Raw genomic sequence first — 17342 nt, 5'->3', positions numbered from 1 at the left:
GTTCTTACACTTTTATCAGCGATTTTTCAAATATATCGGCGATTCTTACACTTTTATCAGCGATTACCAAAATATATCGACTTATCGACAAAAGATGACAATAAAAATAGGCTGTTCCGCGAAAGGAACAGCCCACTGATTAAAGTTTCACTTTATTTCTTTAAAGGTGTTACCGTCCAGTACGTAATAACACGCCAAACCCATTCTAATGGACCCATTTTAAAGATTTTCATCCAAATTACACTAAACACAATTTGAATTGCATAAATTGCGATACATACATATAGCGTCTGCATGTATGTTAAGTTACCTGCAAAGTTAAATACACTACCAGCAATTAAAATCATTGCCGTTTGTCCGATATAATTTGTTAAAGCCATACGACCGTAGTATTTCAATGGTGCTAATAATGTTTGAACTGGTTTTAACTGAAGTAATAAAATTAATGCTCCTACATAGAAAGCTGAAATAATTGGTCCAACAGTAATACCAATTTTTAGAAACTGGCTTGCAGCATCCATTGTTCCATCTTCATTCATCAATATCATATTTACAAATGGGCCAGCAGGCACGTGTCCATATTGATACCATACAGCTGCCACACTTAAAACAAACATAATGCCTGTAAAAATAGCGACTTGCTTTATGTTTTTTGAAAGATTTTCAAATACACGATATTGTCCTGCAGCAAGACCTAATAAAATTAAACCAAGTGGTAATAGTTCTTTAACACCCATTACACTAAAGGCTATTGTCAAAATAAGACCAATTACTAAGTTCGCTTGTTTTTTCGCTTTATAAAACGGTAAAACGATTAATCCGCAAATTGCATATAACGTTAACGCTTCTCCAGGCTGAAACATGTAATGAATCAAACCAAAAATAAATAATGCAACTACGCGGCGGAAAAATAGAACATATCCATTTTTCCCTTTCGCAATCGCTCTTGTAATGAAGATATAGAATCCCACTCCAAATAAGAATGAGAAAATCGAGAAGAAACGACCTTCTACAAATAAGTATAGAAACCTTTGATAGCTAGCATCTACTGTATTAGGATCTGGAGTTTTAATATTAAGTAGTGCTAAAATATTTACTAAAATAATCCCCAGTAATGCGAAGCCACGAATGTAATCTAACTCATCAATTCGTTTGTTTGTAATATTGTTCCCCATAAAGCAGCTCCTTGTCCAAAATTTAATCCTCCCTTACTCTACTGGAAAAGGACAATTACAACTATCGGCAAACCTTACAGAAATCTTACACTATTGTCATATAGCAAAATAAAACCAGGTCATATTTCGACCTGGTTTACTCTGATTGTTTTGATTTTTGAGGTTGTCCTTTTTTACTATTACGCTGTTTTACTTGAACAATGGGATCAAGTTCATTCGAAAACTCAGCGTTATGTCCATTTTGTGTTTTTTGCTCTGGGTTATTTTGATCTGAACGTTTCGCCATTACATTCACTCCTTATTAGTGCGGTGTAATAATCATTTGATGTTGCAATTGGCGAATTGCCATACGCGCTCTATTTAATTGCTCACGTTGCTCATCATTCGCATGTTGTTGCATCGTTTGTAAATCGTTATACGCTTGTTCTAATTGTAACTGTGCATCTGAATACTCCATCGTATTGTAATGCTCTTGTCTCATGCCTTGTTCTAATTGTTCTTTTGCATATTCCACCGCTTGTTCCGCTTGTGTAATATACGATTCAAGTGATTGACGCTCTGCCATAATTGTCCCTCCTTGCTTCAATTCCCCTTTAGTGTGTCCCTTCCATCTCTACCTTATGAGTATGTTATAATGGATTTTGTTTCATTTTGACTCGGCTTAGGAGGGAAAATAATGAAGGTTCAAAACCCTTTTCCATATACAAACGACAATAAACGTTATCATACATGGAATTACCATTTACGAAATGAATTTGGTGAAAAAATCTTTAAAGTTTCATTAGATGCTGGCTTCGATTGTCCGAACCGTGATGGTACAGTTGCTTACGGTGGTTGTACATTTTGCAGCGCTGCCGGATCTGGCGACTTCGCTGGTGATCGCCGCGATGATGTTATAACACAATATCATGAAATGAAAGAAAAAATGCGCTCAAAGTGGAAAGATGGAAAATGTATCGCTTATTTCCAAGCGTACACAAATACACACGCACCACTTGAAGTGTTAAAAGAAAAATTCGAACCGCTTCTAGCAGAAAAAGATGTTGTCGGTCTTTCTATCGCAACTCGTCCAGATTGTTTACCAGACGATGTCGTTGAATATTTAGCGGACTTAAATAAACGTACGTATCTTTGGGTTGAACTTGGACTACAAACCGTTCATGAACGCACTGCAAACCTTATTAATCGCGCTCACGATTATCCGTCTTACGTGGAAGGCGTAAATAAATTACGTAAGCACGGCATTAGAGTTTGCTCTCATATTATTAACGGTCTTCCACTTGAAGATTACGACATGATGATGGAAACAGCTCGTGAAGTAGCGAAACTTGATGTACAAGGAATTAAAATCCACTTACTTCACTTATTAAAAGGAACGCCAATGGTGAAGCAATATGAAAAAGGACAACTCGAATTCCTTTCTCTTGAGGATTACGTAAGTCTTGTTGTTGACCAACTTGAAATTATTCCAGAAGACGTAATTGTGCACCGTATCACAGGTGACGGCCCACCTGATTTAATGATTGGTCCAATGTGGAGCTTAAATAAATGGGAAGTATTAAATTCCATCGATGCAGAATTTGTACGCCGCGGAAGCTGGCAAGGAAAATATGCAAATGAGGAGAAACAACAATGAAATTAGAACGTGTATTACCGTTTGCTCGCACACTGCTGCAAACGGCTGTTAAAGAAGGCGACTACGCTGTAGATGCAACACTTGGAAATGGTCATGACACTTGCTTCCTAGCTGAAATTGTTGGGGATAGCGGAAAAGTATTTGGATTTGATATTCAAAAAGAAGCGATTGAAAGCTCAACAACTCGTCTAAAAGAAAAAGAACTTTTTGAACGTACTGTTTTAGTTCACGATAGTCACGATACACTTCTATCCGTACTACCAGAAGACGCAAAAGGAAAAGTAACAGGCGCTATCTTCAACTTAGGTTACCTTCCTGGCGGTGACAAGCATATCGTTACAAAACCAAACTCAACAATTTCGGCAATTGAACAATTACTAGAAGTAATGGCACCTGAAGGTATCATCGTCCTCGTCATTTACCACGGACACCCAGAAGGACAAGTAGAACGCGACGCTGTTCTCAAATTTGCAGAAGAACTAGACCAAAAACAAGCTCACGTACTGCGATATGGCTTCATTAACCAGCAAAATAATCCGCCATTTATTGTGGCGATTGAGAAACGATAAAGTGAAACTTTAATCAGTGGGGGGGAATCCCCACTGATTATTAGTTGAACCAATCGGGCATTTATGGGCAGTTTATCTCCCACCTAACATCTTTGCTCCAGGCGAATTTTAAGGTGGGAGTTTTACTGCCCGTTAATGCGGGGTAATATATCAACGATTTTTCAATTATATCTATCGTAACTCGGGATATATCAACGATTTTTTCGATATATCTATCATAACTTACAATATATCAACGATTTCTCGGATATATCGATTATTCGACAAAACATAACAAAAAAAGACGTGCACTCATTGCACGTCTTTTTGTTATTCTCCTATATAATGGATATAAACATTCTTAAAGGAGACGACACAATGATCGGAATACTAGCAGGAATGGGGCCAAAATCAACTGGACCATTCGTCGATACAGTTGTAGCAGGGTGTCAAACAATATACGGAGCAAAGCATGATATGGACTTTCCTCATATGATGATTTATTCATGCCCAACACCGTTTTACATGGATCGCCCTATTGATCACGAAGCGATGAAAAAAGCAATTATTGAAGGAGCACAAAAACTTGAAAGTACTGGCGCAAGCTTTATCGCTATGCCGTGCAATACGGCGCATCTTTATTTTGAAGAATTACAGCGTTCTCTTTCTATCCCGATTTTAAATATAGTTGACGAAACGTTACAAGCAATTCCTGAAACTGCCAAAAGAGTCGCTCTTCTTGCAACGGAAGCGACAGTTCAAGCTGGTATTTATCAAGACGGGATTGCAAAGCGGAATATAGAATACATTCATTATGAAAAATGGCAAACGATGATTAATCAAATTATTATGTATATTAAAAGCGGAGAAGTTGAAGAAGCTCGCAAATTATGGAGCGCGCTCGTTGTGCAGTTGAAGGATGAAGTAGATACCGCAATTATCGCATGTACTGATTTGAATGTTGTGGCTAGTGAGGATTTTGTTGATTCTTCTCAATGTCTTGCGAAAGCGGTTGTTAGGATGTACTTATCAAATATAAAGAGATCTTCATAAACATAAAAAACACTCCTTCTAAAATGTGTTTTCTGTTTAATAAAAATCCCACAAACTTTTAACTTTCTTCACAATTCTTTCAAAGTAATCACACTTAATCTCGCTATATTAAATAAGTAGTTATTCATATAGGGAAGGTTAGGGGAACTGAAAGTATGAAAGTAGATCGTTCGCTTCATTACATTTTTTGGCGTTGGCATTTTTATGCTGGGCTTTTTATTACGCCGCTTCTTATTACGTTGTCACTAAGCGGAATTGGGTATTTATTTCGGGAGGAAGTTGAAGATTTCATCTATAAAGATTTATATTTTGGGAAGAGCGCCCAAACAGAATCTATTTCGATGGCTGATTCTATTTCCTTAACAGAAAAAAAATATCCACATTATAGCGTGGCGAAAATTAGTGAGTTTAATGGGGATTATAATACGAGACTTACGATTACAAATGAATATACAGGGCAACAAAAGTATGTGTATTTAGATAGCAATAATCAAATTGTCGGAGATCAAAACGCAAGTGAAACGTTTGCCAATATAATGCGGGAATTACATAGTTCTCTTTTAGTTGGTGGCACTGTCATCAACTATACTGTAGAACTTGCGGCGTGCTGGACAATCTTTTTAATTGTAACTGGTTTGTATATGAGTATACGACAGTTCAAAAACACACCAGCATCCAATAAGCGAGAAAAAGCAAAACGACGTCATTCTATTATCGGTATTATATTTACAATTCCACTCGTTCTGCTAGTCGCATCTGGATTGCCATGGTCAGGATTTATGGGTAACCAAATTTATAAAATTGCGTCGTCGAATGAATCGCTCGGATATCCGAAATTGTATATGGCGCCGCCTGAATCAAAGGTAAAAGAATTGCCATGGGCAACAAGAAAAGAAGCTCCTCCTGAATCGGATTCAAATGAACCGAAAGCTATTTCTGTCGATGAATTACAAAAAGGAATTGAAATAAAGAAGCCATACGTTATCTCACTACCAGCTGATCCGAAAGGTGTATTCACTGTTTCGAAATCGAGCGGTTCTGGTATTACAGGTATGCATGTTGCACCAAATGAAGAGATAACAGCTTACTTTGATCAATATAGCGGAAAGCTTATTTCCAAAACGGACTATCGTGATTATGGATTACTTGCACAATGGTTCACTTACGGCATCCCGCTTCATGAAGGACATTTATTTGGATGGCCAAATAAAATATTATGCTTACTAACAACATTATCTCTACTACTTCTTATTTATTACGGAGTAAAAATGTGGTTAGCAAGAAAGCCGAAAGGAAAATTAGCAGCACCTCCAAAACAAAGAGATAAGAACAGTATATTCGTTTTCTTTATCATGATGGTTATACTGGGCGCTGTCATGCCTTTATTTGGATTATCTGTATTAGTGATTTTTGCGATTGAACTTCTTATATATGTATTTTCAAAAATACAATCATAATGAAAAGAAAACCACTCTACATGAGTGGTTTTCTTCATCACTGCGCTGTTTTCTTTCGGTACATCTTCCCGTTCCAATAGAAGAATCGTGAAGTGAGGCCTCCGTACTTTACAATGCGCCGTGCCATTTTGTGCATATTCTTTTGTGCCGATACTTTTTGATCTGATAAATAAATACCAAGTAACCCTCGGCTTATAAGGCGATGAAACTTCGCATGAGGCAAATCACCAATGCTCTTCTCTGCTTCTTCTACAAAGTGTTTCATCCGATCTAATATCGCTTGCTCGTTTTCGTAATAACTACAGAAATTCAAATCTCCGCCTATACGGTCTTCTTCTTGATCAATGAAATAATCCAGCAAAATGTGAAGTCCTTGTACGTAAGGGAAGTATCCTTGTCTAATTTTCGCAATATCTTCATCATGTAATTCATCATGAAATGCATATGCGACAAGACAGAAAATCCCAAGTGTAGAACCGGCACATGCTGAAAATTCAAACCAACTCATCTCAGGTAAGTTTTCTTTATGTGCTTCAAACCACGTTTGTAATCGTGGTTCTCTTTCTTCTAATTTTACATGTTTATGAATTTGTAAATCACAATAATAACAAGCAAGTTCATGAAGAACAGGAGCAATTTTGTCATAGTGCTTCGTTTTCTTTAAAACATCTTGGCATGTTTCAACAAGTTCATCTAAATAACCACCATCATCTTGATCATCACGATAACGATAATAATTACCGCCGCCTTCTACTTCAGGTGATAATGCCATTAACATCGATTCATGCAGTGCGGCAAAATCATTTGGATCAAGTGATGTACTGCGATCACATAAATTATCTAAATAGTCGCTGATCGTTTGATACGCTACGATAAAACGAATACATTCTTCTCGGTGTTCATTTGCTAGCAGAGCTAAAATGCCACCGCCCTCACAATGAAACGTTTTATGCTCAATACTTGCGATTGCCTGACTATGAAGCTCATCATTCGGAATATGGTAGGCACGCTCTTTCCACATCGCTAGCTCATGGTGTACAACCGGAAACACATCACGGTATACTTTCGCCATGAGCGTTATGGGATTACTCGGTACGTTCACTTCTTCCTTCATCTCCTCTATTAAATGTACAAATAATGATTTATTTGTTTGTTTTTACTATATTATTGACATGCATTTCAGTAAATGACTGAATATAACTCAAAATTTCATCACGCTCATACTCATTTAATAGCTCGTGATAACAATTCGGCCATTCTTTAAAAGCCTTATCACTTATTTTAACATTATCAAACCAAGTGCGGACACGTGTTTTATCTACAAGTTTATCCTCACAAGCTTGCATTAGCAAGAGCGGAACATCTGGAAAATCATCTATTTTTTTATGAGCAATTTCGATAGACTTAATCAATTCACTATACCAACGTACTGATACTTTGCGCAAGAACAAAGAATCATTCTCCATTGCATCTCTCACTTCATGGTTACGTGTTGACATTTCCACCGTAAGATTCGTTGCAAATTGCAATTTTGGAGCCACAACATTTAATATTCTTGAAGCAAATTGAAGCGGAGCAGAGGGTCCAGTCACTACCCCTAAACAAGGCGAACTCAAAATAATACCTTCTACATCTTCTCTCTTCGTTTCTTGCATCATACGAATGACAATAAGACCACCCATACTATGACCGAATAGAAAAATAGGTAACCTATACTTTCTTGCTTCTTTCACCCATAATTTAACTTCCTCTATGTATTCATCAAATGAATCAATATGTCCTCTATTTCTTGAAGTCGTTCCATGTGACGGAAGATCCCCCATCACGACGTGGTAGCCGATATGATTCCACATTTCCGCAACTGCTTCGTAACGTCCGTGATATTCCATTGCGCCGTGCACAATAACAATGACAGCTTTTGCTTCCTCCGCTTCATAATTCCACATACGGCTCTCCTCCATTTCACTCTTTCTCATAATTTGATACACTAAAACTAGTCTCTAGGAAAGGAAGACTTTACATGATATATCCTTACAAAGAAAAAAAACCGAAAATTGCGAGTAGTGCTTTTATCGCTGACTATGTTACGATTACAGGCGATGTTTCCGTTGGCGAGGAATCAAGTATTTGGTTTAATACAGTCATCCGTGGTGATGTGTCACCGACAATCATTGGAGACCGAGTAAATGTACAAGACCAATGTACACTTCACCAAAGCCCGCAGTATCCTCTTATTTTAGAAAACGACGTAACAATTGGGCATCAAGTCATTTTACATAGTTGCCATATTAAGAAAGATGCTTTAATTGGAATGGGATCTATTATATTAGATGGTGCTGAAATTGGCGAAGGAGCTTTTATCGGCGCTGGAAGCCTCGTTTCACAAGGAAAGAAAATTCCACCAAACACGTTAGCTTTCGGTCGTCCCGCGAAAGTCATTCGTGAATTAACAGAAGAAGACCGTAAAGATATGGAGCGTATTCGCACGCAATACGTTGAAAAAGGTCAATATTATAAATCATTACAGAAGTAAATTTCCGCTGCCATAAGATTGGCAGCTTTTTTTATATAAAATCTAACTTTTTCTTTACAAAACATTATTACTCCCTCAACAAAATCTTATTAAAATAAAAGCTAATATCTCCATATATATGTAGATGAGGGAGGAGAATTTTCATGAAGGTCAGTGGATTATATAAAATAGAATGTTACATTTTCAGAGGAATTAACCGCTACTTTGATCAAAAAACATTAAATATCTTTTTCAGCAATATTACTCATATCGGTGGCGCGACTTTCTCCATCGCACTCACACTTTTCTTTTTAATTTTCGCAAAGGGAACTTTGCATCAAGCTGCAATTGCAACTGCTATTTCGTTAGCAATTAGCCATATTCCTGTGCAAATATTAAAAAGGTGGTATCCGCGAAAACGTCCTTATTTAACAATTCAGGATGCAAAATATCCAGTCCATCCATTAAAAGACCACTCTTTCCCGTCTGGTCATACAACAGCCGTTTTCTCTGTCTTCATTCCATTTATTTGCTATAATCCAAGCTTACTTGCTTTCCTATTACCGTTAGCATTATGCGTCGGTATTTCACGTATTTATTTAGGACTTCACTATCCGTCAGATGTATTCGTCGGTATGTGCCTTGGCACTTGCTCTGGCATCATCTCTTTTTATCAATTCATCCCACTTTTCACATAAAGGAGTGATATGATGAGAGTCGCCATTTTTACCGATACTTTTACGCCACAAGTTAACGGGGTTGCGAAAACGTTAGAGCGATTAACACAATATTTTCAGAAAGAACAGATCTCCTATTCTGTTTTCGCTCCTCAGCATACAGCTGAAGATAATTTTGTAGCGAATGTGAATAAGATGAGAAGTATCCCGTTAACAATATTATATCCAGAATGTCGTTTTTCTTTTCCTACTCCGCGCATTAAACGAGAACTACTTTCCTTTAAACCTGACATTATTCACATTGCCACACCTTTCAACATGGGACTTTGTGGATTGTATTATGCAAAAAAGTTAAACATCCCAGTTGTCGGTTCTTATCATACTGATTTCGATGCCTATTTACGTTATTACAAAATCGAATTCCTCTCCAATATGCTGTGGAACTATTTAAAATGGTTTCATAGTCATATGCAAAAAAATTTTGTACCTTCCTTTGAAACATTACATCAATTAAAAAACAAAGGCTTTCAGACCCTCTCTATATGGGGACGTGGTGTAGATTGCACACTCTTTCATCCTGCTTACAATACAGACCTATTCCGAAAAAAATATAATATTACAGCGAAGTATGTCCTTTCCTATGTTGGACGAATTGCTCCTGAAAAAGATATTGATACGCTGCAACACCTTATCGTTAAAACAGCACATACTCGAAACGATATTCATTGGCTCATTGCAGGAGACGGTCCTCTAGCAACAAGTTTACGTGAAGCTGTTCCAAAAACAAATATCACTTTTACTGGCTATTTACAAAGTGCAGATTTAGCTGAAGCATATGCTTGTTCTAACATAATGGTGTTTCCATCAGCTACTGAAACATTCGGAAATGTCGTACTTGAATCACTCGCATGCGGTACACCTGTCATTGGTGCAAATAGTGGCGGGGTTAAAAATATTATTACAGATGGAAAAACGGGAGTTCTTTGTCCGCCTAAAAATGAAGATGCATTTCTATCATCCATTTATTTTTTATTACAAAATGAAGAAAAACTTGAGCAGATGGGAATAGCAGCTTCATCTTTTGCGAAATCAAAGAGCTGGGATGAGATCTTTCACGGTTTGCTTAACCAATATGAAGAAGTCCTGCAGCATAACGCATCAGAGTTGCTTGCTTAAATAGAAAAACTCCCTTCAAAAAAACGAAGGGAGTTTATTACATGGTCATAAATTTTAGTTTAATAAATGATACATAAGGTTAAACATTGTTTTATTTCTATATTAATTATATCAAAAATAAACATAACTAAACAGACTTGTAATAAAAACCCATAAAAATTAATATATGGTTATACAGTATTTTAAACTGTATAATGATTTTAAGAATTCCCCTTAAAATCAACTTACTCACATACCTTTATACAGCAATTGTTCCCCAATTCTGTATATCAAAAAACCTTTCATTCATTTGAAAGGTCTTTTTGAGCCTGCACATATTCTTCTTTCGTATTTACATTTATAAACCAATCCGCATTCGCCTGTACATCTTCTCCAGAAACATACTTCACATTACATAGTGATAAAAGCTGGCCCATACTTCTTTTTTCTTCCTGAAGTAAAGCATAAATCTTTTCTTTCACGCGGTTATGATACGCCGCAAGTAGCGGTTGTTTTCTTCCATTAATAATAGGTACAACCGCATCATATTCATTGCTCGTTTGCTCTAGTAAAATGGCAAACCATTGATGCGAAACGTTTGGTGCATCGCAAGGCATAATAGCGTACCAATCTGCTTCTATGTATTCCATACCTGATACAATGCCCGCAAGCGGTCCATTTCCTTTATAGTGCGGGATATCTTCTATAACAGGAACTTGTACGAATTGCTCTACTCGCTCTTTTATATCAGTATGGCTAATTACTACAATGTCTTGCAAAGTAGTTCCCATCACTTTCACAATATGCTCAACAAAAGTAGTTCCCTTCCAAATTGCTAACGCTTTCGGCTCACCAAATCTACTCGACATACCGCCCGCTAATACAATTCCAGCACACTTACTCATTGGCGATGCAGCTCAAATGTAATATGGCCTAATTCCGGTAAAATTAATTTATTCATCGCAAGTCGAACCGCTCCGCTAGACCCTGGCATCGAGAAGACTACTTTGCGCCCAATTGTACCACCAATCGCTCTACTTAACATTGCGCTGCTTCCGATATCTTCTAAATAACTAATCATACGGAACAGCTCACCAAATCCAACAATTTCTTTATCTAATAACGCTGATACTGCTTCAATTGTGACATCACGTTTCGTAATACCAGTACCGCCATTTGTTAATACAACATCTACATCTTCCTTATGATAACCAGCTAACACCGCTTGCTGAATACTTTCTTTATCATCTTTTACAATTTCATAAGAAGTTACTTTATGTCCCGCTTCTTTTAACAATTCATGTAATAGTTGTCCGCTCTTATCTGTTTCTTCCGTACGTGTATCGGAAATCGTAACAATCTTGCAACGCACTTCTTTTGGAGCTTGTTTTTTATGTTCAGTTACACTCATTTTTTATCTTTCCTTTCTTAAAGACTTTTCTTCATTTTATCATACATACCTTTACACAATTATGTATGAAGCCAATCATGCGCCATGATACAATATAAGTATACTAACCCACAAAAAGGAAAGTGTACTTTCTTATACTCCTAGACTACACATCTTTAGCTACTCTTTATATTTTCTACATAATAGAATTCAATTTTAAAACTTGTACTAAAAAATAAATTGGAGGTCTACATAGTATGGAACTTTATAAAAAATTAACAACAACATTTATCCTCTTATTCATCGCTTCAATCACTGTCGGCTTTTCCTTAAAAGGCGCAATTCCATACGCTACATTAGTAAGCATTATATTCGCGACACTATTTTTACTAAGTAGTGCCTTTTGCGCAAGTAAAGCACGTCAAATGAAAGGTTGATTACATATGTTCAAAAAGAAATCAATCTTTTGTAAATCATGTAAAACAGAAATACAAACGTATGAAAAAGCGTGGATTCATATGCCCTTTCCGGCGAATGGCATGACAAATATGAAAAAGTATATTGAATTAGAAGGACAAATTTATTGTAGTTCGTGTGTTGAGATAATGAACAAAAACCAGTAAATACAAAAGGGGTGTTTACATTGTTTGAATCCAACCGTATCCAGTTACGAAAGTTTTCCGAAGATGATATTCTAACATATTATAAATGGCATAATGATATAGACGTTATGAGTTCAACTACACTCACTCTTGATAAATATTCCTTTCAAGACACAGAAAAACTTTGCCAGCAATTTATTCATTCTTCGAACTCTAAGAGCTATATCATTGAAGAAAAAGCTACGCATCTTCCAATTGGTATTACTTCTTTAATTCATATTGATTCGTATAATCGAAACGCTGAATGCATTATTGATATTGGTAAAAAGGATTACTGGGGGCAAGGTTATGGGCAGGAAGCTTTAACCCTATTATTGGATTATGCATTTTTAGAATTAAATTTACATCGCCTTTCTTTACGAGTATTTTCTTTTAACGATAGAGCAGTTAAATTATATAAATCACTTGGTTTTCAACATGAAGGAACTTGTAAAGAAGCTATATTCCGCAACGGCACTTGGCATGACATTGAACTCTTCGCTTTATTCCAACGTAATTATAAATAAAAAAAGCTTTGCGCTCACCGCGCAAAGCTTTTTTTCATATATTATAGACCAGCTTGCTCTTTTAAAGCTGCAGCTTTGTCTGTACGTTCCCATGATAGATCTACATCAGTACGTCCGAAGTGGCCGTAAGCTGCTGTTTGTTTGTAAATTGGGCGACGTAAGTCTAACATTTTAATAATACCAGCCGGGCGAAGATCGAAGTTGTTACGAACTAGTTCTACTAGTACGTCTTCAGATACTTTACCAGTGCCGAATGTATCAACTGAAATTGATACTGGTTGTGCTACACCGATTGCGTATGCAAGTTGTACTTCTGCTTTTTCAGCAAGACCAGCTGCTACGATGTTTTTCGCAACATAACGAGCTGCATATGCTGCAGAACGGTCAACTTTTGTTGCATCTTTACCAGAGAATGCACCGCCACCGTGGCGAGCGTATCCACCGTAAGTATCAACGATGATTTTACGTCCTGTTAAACCAGCATCACCTTGTGGTCCACCAATTACGAAGCGGCCAGTTGGATTAATGAAGAATTTCGTTTCTCCATCCATTAATTCTGCTGGTACTACAGCTTTAATTACGTGCTCTTTTAAGTCGCGATCGATTTCTTCCCATGTAACATCTGGATGATGTTGTGTAGAAATTACGATAGTATCAACACGTACTGGTTTACCATTTTCATCATACTCAACTGTAACTTGCGTTTTTCCATCTGGACGTAAGTATGATAATGTATCATCTTTACGTACTTCAGTTAAACGGCGAGCTAATTTGTGAGCAAGCGAGATTGGAAGTGGCATTAATTCTTGTGTTTCATTACATGCAAAACCAAACATTAAACCTTGGTCTCCTGCACCAATTGCCTCAATCTCAGCGTCAGTCATTTGACCTTCGCGTGCTTCTAGCGCTTGGTCAACACCCATAGCGATGTCAGCAGACTGCTCATCGATAGATGTTAAAACAGCACAAGTTTCTGCATCGAATCCGTATTTTGCGCGTGTGTAACCAATGCCTTGAATTGTTTCACGAACGATTTTCGGAATATCTACGTAAGTAGAAGTCGTAATTTCCCCCGCTACCAATACTAAACCAGTTGTTACAGTTGTTTCACAAGCTACACGTGCATTTGCGTCTTTTGATAAGATCGCATCTAAAATTGAATCAGAAATTTGGTCACAAATTTTATCTGGATGTCCTTCAGTTACAGACTCAGATGTGAACAGATGACGTTTTTTTGTCATGTGGTAAACCTCCCTACAGTAATTGTATATATTGTACGGAACTCATCCTTAATTTGCCACAAACTGCGACATACATTTATTCTCCCACACAAGCATACAGAAAAACCTTTCCTACTTTACATAGAGGAAAGGTTTAATTTGCTACTTGCATACTGCTTTTTGCCCTTCGCTCTTATCGTTCGAGACCTGTAGCCTCGCACAGGTTTTAGCACCTATTCACCTGCATTTATCAATACAAGTGAGGTTGCTGGGCTTCATCGGGCCTGTCCCTCCGCCAGCTCGGGATAAGAGAGTATCCGTCCCAACCTATACTAAAGAAATGATATTCATTTGTCAATTAATATTCACATTTTCCTGAAAGTTTTTCTCAATACGCCTGAAATGAAATATTAATAAGGAAATAATGCATTCACACAAACAAAAAGAAATAAATAGTATACATTATTTATATAATTGTGTTATACTCTTGTTGGGGATTACGAGAAATATTTCATTAAATGAAAAGGATGGTATATAAATATGAGTACTGTGAATGTCCAAATTGGTTTACACGAATTATTGAACGGAAGCAATGCACAGATTCAACTAAGTGTTCCGCAGTTAGTGGAAAAAGTATTAATGCGAAATGAAGGGAAATTAACTTCTACTGGTGCCGTTTCTGCTTCAACAGGAAAATATACAGGACGTTCTCCTAAAGATAAATTTATTGTGAAAGAAGCATCGGTTGCTGACAAAATTGCTTGGGGAGCTGTGAACCAACCGATTTCTGAAGAACATTTTAATAAATTATATACTAAAGTTTTAGAATACTTAAAAGAAAAAGAAGAGTTATTCGTCTTCAAAGGATTTGCAGGCGCTGACCGCAATTACCGCCTACCAATTCAAGTTATTAACGAATATGCATGGCACAATTTATTTGTACATCAATTATTCATTCGTCCAACTGAAGAAGAATTAACGACTCATGAATCAGAGTTCACAATTGTTTCTGCACCGAATTTCAAAGCTGATCCAGCTGTTGACGGTACAAACTCTGAAGCATTCATTATGGTTTCATTCGAAAAACGCATCGTATTAATTGGTGGTACAGAATACGCTGGAGAAATGAAAAAATCAATCTTCTCTATTATGAACTTCTTATTACCTGAACAAGATATTCTTTCTATGCACTGTTCTGCAAACGTAGGTGAAGAAGGCGATGTAGCATTATTCTTCGGTTTATCTGGAACAGGTAAAACAACATTATCTGCTGATCCAAACCGTAAATTAATTGGTGATGATGAGCACGGTTGGTCTGATAACGGTGTATTCAATATTGAAGGCGGTTGCTACGCGAAATGTGTAAACCTTTCTCACGAGAAAGAACCACAAATTTTCGATGCAATCACATTTGGATCTGTTTTAGAAAACGTTATCATTAATGACCAAACGCGTATCGCGGACTATAACGATACTACTTTAACAGAAAATACTCGTGCTGCATACCCTATGCATGCGATCGACAATATCGTACTGCCAAGTGTTGCTGGACACCCAAATACAATCATTTTCTTAACTGCTGATGCATCTGGCGTATTGCCTCCAATCAGTAAGTTATCAAAAGAACAAGCTATGTATCATTTCTTAAGTGGTTACACTAGTAAACTAGCAGGAACAGAGCGCGGTGTTACTTCTCCGCAAGCTACATTCTCAACTTGCTTCGGTTCACCATTCTTACCACTTGATGCATCTCGCTATGCTGAAATGCTTGGTGAAAAAATTGAGAAACACGATGCGAAAGTATTCTTAGTAAACACTGGCTGGACTGGTGGCGAATACGGCGTTGGTAAACGTATGAACTTAGGTTACACTCGTGCAATGATTCAAGCTGCATTAAACGGTGAACTTGCGAAAACTGAAACAGCTAAACATGACATCTTCGGTCTTGAAGTTCCACTTCACGTACCAGGTGTACCTGACGAAGTGTTAATGCCTGAACAAACTTGGGCTGATAAAGCTGCTTACAAAGCAAAAGCAATCGAACTTGCAAATGAATTCAAAGCTAACTTCAAAAAGTTCGACAGCGTATCTGAAGACATTATTAACTTAGGCGGTCCAATCGCTTAAATTAAAACTTTCTGTTGGAATAACCCTTTACTCATATGAATAAGTGTCGTGTAACCGTAAAGTTTCGCGTACTCACCGACAAAACCCAATGCGGCTTAACGGTTACACACACTTACATAAAAAAGAAGCTTACGTGAAAACGTAAGCTTCTTTCTATATCTTATATAAAGTGAAACGCTAATCTCTTCATCTGTGACCTAGATTATAAAATTACAGCTTCGAATATATACATTATATCCCTACTGGGTTTCACATCGTATGGGGCTAAAAAAGTCCCTGACCGCTTCTATCCGTGGCTGGATCATCTATTCCATCTAAAAAGAAGTCTTTTACCTTTTTTAGCTCTTTGTTAGTTCTTTCTCATCTTTCATGCTATAGTATCCTAAATTAACAACAATTAAGAAATACCCACCCAAAATCCCTACTGCAAATGCCCACATAACCATGTGGTGCTCAATTTCGTACATAATAATAGCACCCAAAATGGCAGCTGCAAAACGGTTAAACATACCGAGTGTCGGTGCTTTCGTCTTCTTTACAATACTATCTCCAAGCTTCTCAATTCGTCTCCCTAAAAGCCAAACGCAATACATACTTACAATAAGCCCAATTCCAGCACCTAGAAAATGAGCTGAAAACGGCGTTAACATCCAGCCTAGTAAAAGAAAACCTAGTAAATAATACGATTGAATTTTAAACGATCTTAATGACATACTAATCATGCTGTTCTCCTCTTCAGTAATTTTTATCTATCCAACAAAAAATTTCTTTCAAATTCATATTCCTTAAATCCATTTCACTCAAATTAAAAACAACATAAACAGTATGTTTATGTTGTTTAAATATTTTTAGGAAATAATATTATACAAGATTTCAAACATCATATTCTCATATTTTGTGACGGTTTTTCAAACTTTTTTCGTCCATTTATGAAAAAAATGATATCAATCTATGAACATACGGATATGATGTAATAAGCACACAAATAAAGGGGGCGTCTAATGATTTATTTTTTAATGGCTCTCATTCACCTCATTATCCCTGCACTTATTGGACTTTCATTGTATTGGTACACGAAAAACCATAGCATTTTTTACGCTGTCCTCGGTGTTCTTCTTCCAGGTATTATTCTTATTACACTCTTCCGTATTCCATTTTTAAACTTAATTCCACTTATTACTGCTATCTTATTTCTCATCTTCTTACCAAAAATAAAAAAATAGG

At 36.9% G+C, this 17342-nt stretch carries 21 protein-coding genes and 1 riboswitch; of the genes, 12 read left to right on the top strand and 9 right to left on the bottom strand.

The window, feature by feature from the left end; translation table 11 throughout:
• Positions 1-152: 152 nt before the first annotated feature.
• The 3 genes from D1166_RS02085 to D1166_RS02075 all read right to left on the bottom strand — a co-directional run bounded on the left by D1166_RS02085 (position 153) and on the right by D1166_RS02075 (position 1740).
• A complete protein-coding gene (locus D1166_RS02085; RefSeq protein ID WP_000527734.1) occupies positions 153-1175 on the bottom strand; it encodes a DUF418 domain-containing protein in 1023 nt (340 codons plus the stop codon).
• Between the two features lie 136 nt (positions 1176-1311).
• Positions 1312-1461, bottom strand: a complete 150-nt coding sequence (locus D1166_RS02080) for a hypothetical protein (RefSeq protein WP_001129340.1) — start codon at positions 1459-1461, stop codon at positions 1312-1314.
• Between the two features lie 15 nt (positions 1462-1476).
• Positions 1477-1740, bottom strand: coding sequence for a YtzC family protein (locus D1166_RS02075; RefSeq protein ID WP_000840871.1), 264 nt, complete (start codon positions 1738-1740; stop codon positions 1477-1479).
• A 111-nt stretch (positions 1741-1851) separates the two neighbouring features.
• On the opposite strand from D1166_RS02075, the gene mnmL reads away from it, so the two are divergent.
• The 4 genes from mnmL to D1166_RS02050 all read left to right on the top strand — a co-directional run bounded on the left by mnmL (position 1852) and on the right by D1166_RS02050 (position 5869).
• Positions 1852-2811: a tRNA modification radical SAM protein MnmL/YtqA gene (gene mnmL, locus D1166_RS02070; protein ID WP_000868034.1), complete on the top strand. Its 960-nt coding sequence runs from the start codon at positions 1852-1854 to the stop codon at positions 2809-2811.
• Positions 2808-3380, top strand: a complete 573-nt coding sequence (mnmM, locus tag D1166_RS02065) for a tRNA 5-(aminomethyl)-2-thiouridylate-methyltransferase MnmM (protein ID WP_000764497.1) — start codon at positions 2808-2810, stop codon at positions 3378-3380. The genes mnmL and mnmM overlap by 4 nt, the downstream gene beginning before the upstream one ends.
• 357 nt (positions 3381-3737) lie before the next feature.
• Positions 3738-4412 (top strand): aspartate/glutamate racemase family protein, encoded by a 675-nt coding sequence (locus tag D1166_RS02060; protein WP_016110824.1) that lies wholly within the window; start codon positions 3738-3740, stop codon positions 4410-4412.
• A 155-nt stretch (positions 4413-4567) separates the two neighbouring features.
• The gene (locus tag D1166_RS02050) at positions 4568-5869 is read left to right on the top strand and encodes a PepSY-associated TM helix domain-containing protein (RefSeq protein ID WP_097855665.1); all 1302 of its coding nucleotides are present in this window, start codon (positions 4568-4570) and stop codon (positions 5867-5869) included.
• Between the two features lie 37 nt (positions 5870-5906).
• Here D1166_RS02050 and D1166_RS02045 read toward each other — a convergent pair whose 3' ends face one another.
• Both D1166_RS02045 and D1166_RS02040 read right to left on the bottom strand, forming a co-directional pair.
• The gene (locus tag D1166_RS02045) at positions 5907-6971 is read right to left on the bottom strand and encodes a tetraprenyl-beta-curcumene synthase family protein (protein ID WP_070757014.1); all 1065 of its coding nucleotides are present in this window, start codon (positions 6969-6971) and stop codon (positions 5907-5909) included.
• 40 nt (positions 6972-7011) lie between these two features.
• Positions 7012-7815, bottom strand: a complete 804-nt coding sequence (locus D1166_RS02040; protein ID WP_000267424.1) for an alpha/beta hydrolase — start codon at positions 7813-7815, stop codon at positions 7012-7014.
• Positions 7816-7889: 74 nt separating this feature from the next.
• Here D1166_RS02040 and D1166_RS02035 point away from each other — a divergent pair, with 74 nt between their 5' ends.
• The 3 genes from D1166_RS02035 (at position 7890) to D1166_RS02025 (ending at position 10234) form a co-directional block, all read left to right on the top strand.
• Positions 7890-8402, top strand: a complete 513-nt coding sequence (locus tag D1166_RS02035; protein WP_000640186.1) for a gamma carbonic anhydrase — start codon at positions 7890-7892, stop codon at positions 8400-8402.
• A gap of 143 nt (positions 8403-8545) precedes the next feature.
• The gene (locus D1166_RS02030; RefSeq protein WP_000868592.1) at positions 8546-9079 is read left to right on the top strand and encodes a phosphatase PAP2 family protein; all 534 of its coding nucleotides are present in this window, start codon (positions 8546-8548) and stop codon (positions 9077-9079) included.
• 12 nt (positions 9080-9091) lie between these two features.
• Entirely contained in the window at positions 9092-10234 is a 1143-nt protein-coding gene (locus D1166_RS02025; RefSeq protein ID WP_061654614.1) for a glycosyltransferase family 4 protein, read from the top strand.
• 281 nt (positions 10235-10515) lie between these two features.
• Here the strand turns inward: D1166_RS02025 and D1166_RS02020 are convergent, their stop codons facing one another.
• Both D1166_RS02020 and D1166_RS02015 read right to left on the bottom strand, forming a co-directional pair.
• Positions 10516-11118, bottom strand: coding sequence for a molybdenum cofactor guanylyltransferase (locus D1166_RS02020; RefSeq protein WP_000030834.1), 603 nt, complete (start codon positions 11116-11118; stop codon positions 10516-10518).
• Entirely contained in the window at positions 11115-11624 is a 510-nt protein-coding gene (locus D1166_RS02015) for a MogA/MoaB family molybdenum cofactor biosynthesis protein (protein WP_000117124.1), read from the bottom strand. The genes D1166_RS02020 and D1166_RS02015 overlap by 4 nt, the downstream gene beginning before the upstream one ends.
• A 236-nt stretch (positions 11625-11860) precedes the next feature.
• Between D1166_RS02015 and D1166_RS02010 the strand changes: the two genes are divergently transcribed.
• Genes D1166_RS02010 through D1166_RS02000 form a run of 3 tightly spaced genes read left to right on the top strand, consistent with a single transcriptional unit; the run spans position 11861 to position 12771 of the window.
• Positions 11861-12040, top strand: a complete 180-nt coding sequence (locus D1166_RS02010; RefSeq protein WP_000424800.1) for a hypothetical protein — start codon at positions 11861-11863, stop codon at positions 12038-12040.
• 6 nt (positions 12041-12046) lie between these two features.
• Positions 12047-12226: a hypothetical protein gene (locus D1166_RS31670; protein WP_000473617.1), complete on the top strand. Its 180-nt coding sequence runs from the start codon at positions 12047-12049 to the stop codon at positions 12224-12226.
• Between the two features lie 20 nt (positions 12227-12246).
• Complete coding sequence (locus tag D1166_RS02000; RefSeq protein ID WP_000464119.1) at positions 12247-12771, top strand: GNAT family N-acetyltransferase; 525 nt, start codon at positions 12247-12249, stop codon at positions 12769-12771.
• Positions 12772-12812: 41 nt separating this feature from the next.
• Here D1166_RS02000 and metK read toward each other — a convergent pair whose 3' ends face one another.
• Positions 12813-14012, bottom strand: a complete 1200-nt coding sequence (gene metK, locus D1166_RS01995; RefSeq protein WP_000163123.1) for a methionine adenosyltransferase — start codon at positions 14010-14012, stop codon at positions 12813-12815.
• A gap of 169 nt (positions 14013-14181) precedes the next feature.
• Positions 14182-14303, bottom strand: a riboswitch (SAM riboswitch).
• A 228-nt stretch (positions 14304-14531) separates the two neighbouring features.
• On the opposite strand from metK, the gene pckA reads away from it, so the two are divergent.
• Positions 14532-16118 carry a phosphoenolpyruvate carboxykinase (ATP) gene (pckA, locus tag D1166_RS01990; RefSeq protein ID WP_000108802.1) on the top strand — a complete coding sequence of 529 codons (1587 nt, stop codon included), beginning with the start codon at positions 14532-14534 and terminating at the stop codon, positions 16116-16118.
• Positions 16119-16456: 338 nt separating this feature from the next.
• On the opposite strand, the gene D1166_RS01985 is transcribed toward pckA, so the two are convergent.
• A complete protein-coding gene (locus tag D1166_RS01985; RefSeq protein ID WP_000624933.1) occupies positions 16457-16840 on the bottom strand; it encodes an ATP synthase subunit I in 384 nt (127 codons plus the stop codon).
• A gap of 279 nt (positions 16841-17119) precedes the next feature.
• On the opposite strand from D1166_RS01985, the gene D1166_RS01980 reads away from it, so the two are divergent.
• A complete protein-coding gene (locus D1166_RS01980) occupies positions 17120-17341 on the top strand; it encodes a hypothetical protein (RefSeq protein WP_000639042.1) in 222 nt (73 codons plus the stop codon).
• The last annotated feature ends 1 nt before the right edge of the window (position 17342 follow it).

It is taken from the genome of Bacillus sp. ISO11 (genome assembly GCF_003458115.1).
Classification (GTDB): domain Bacteria; phylum Bacillota; class Bacilli; order Bacillales; family Bacillaceae_G; genus Bacillus_A; species Bacillus_A cereus.
The sequence above is the reverse complement of the archived record's forward strand: the minus strand, read 5'-3'. Positions and strand labels throughout refer to the sequence as shown.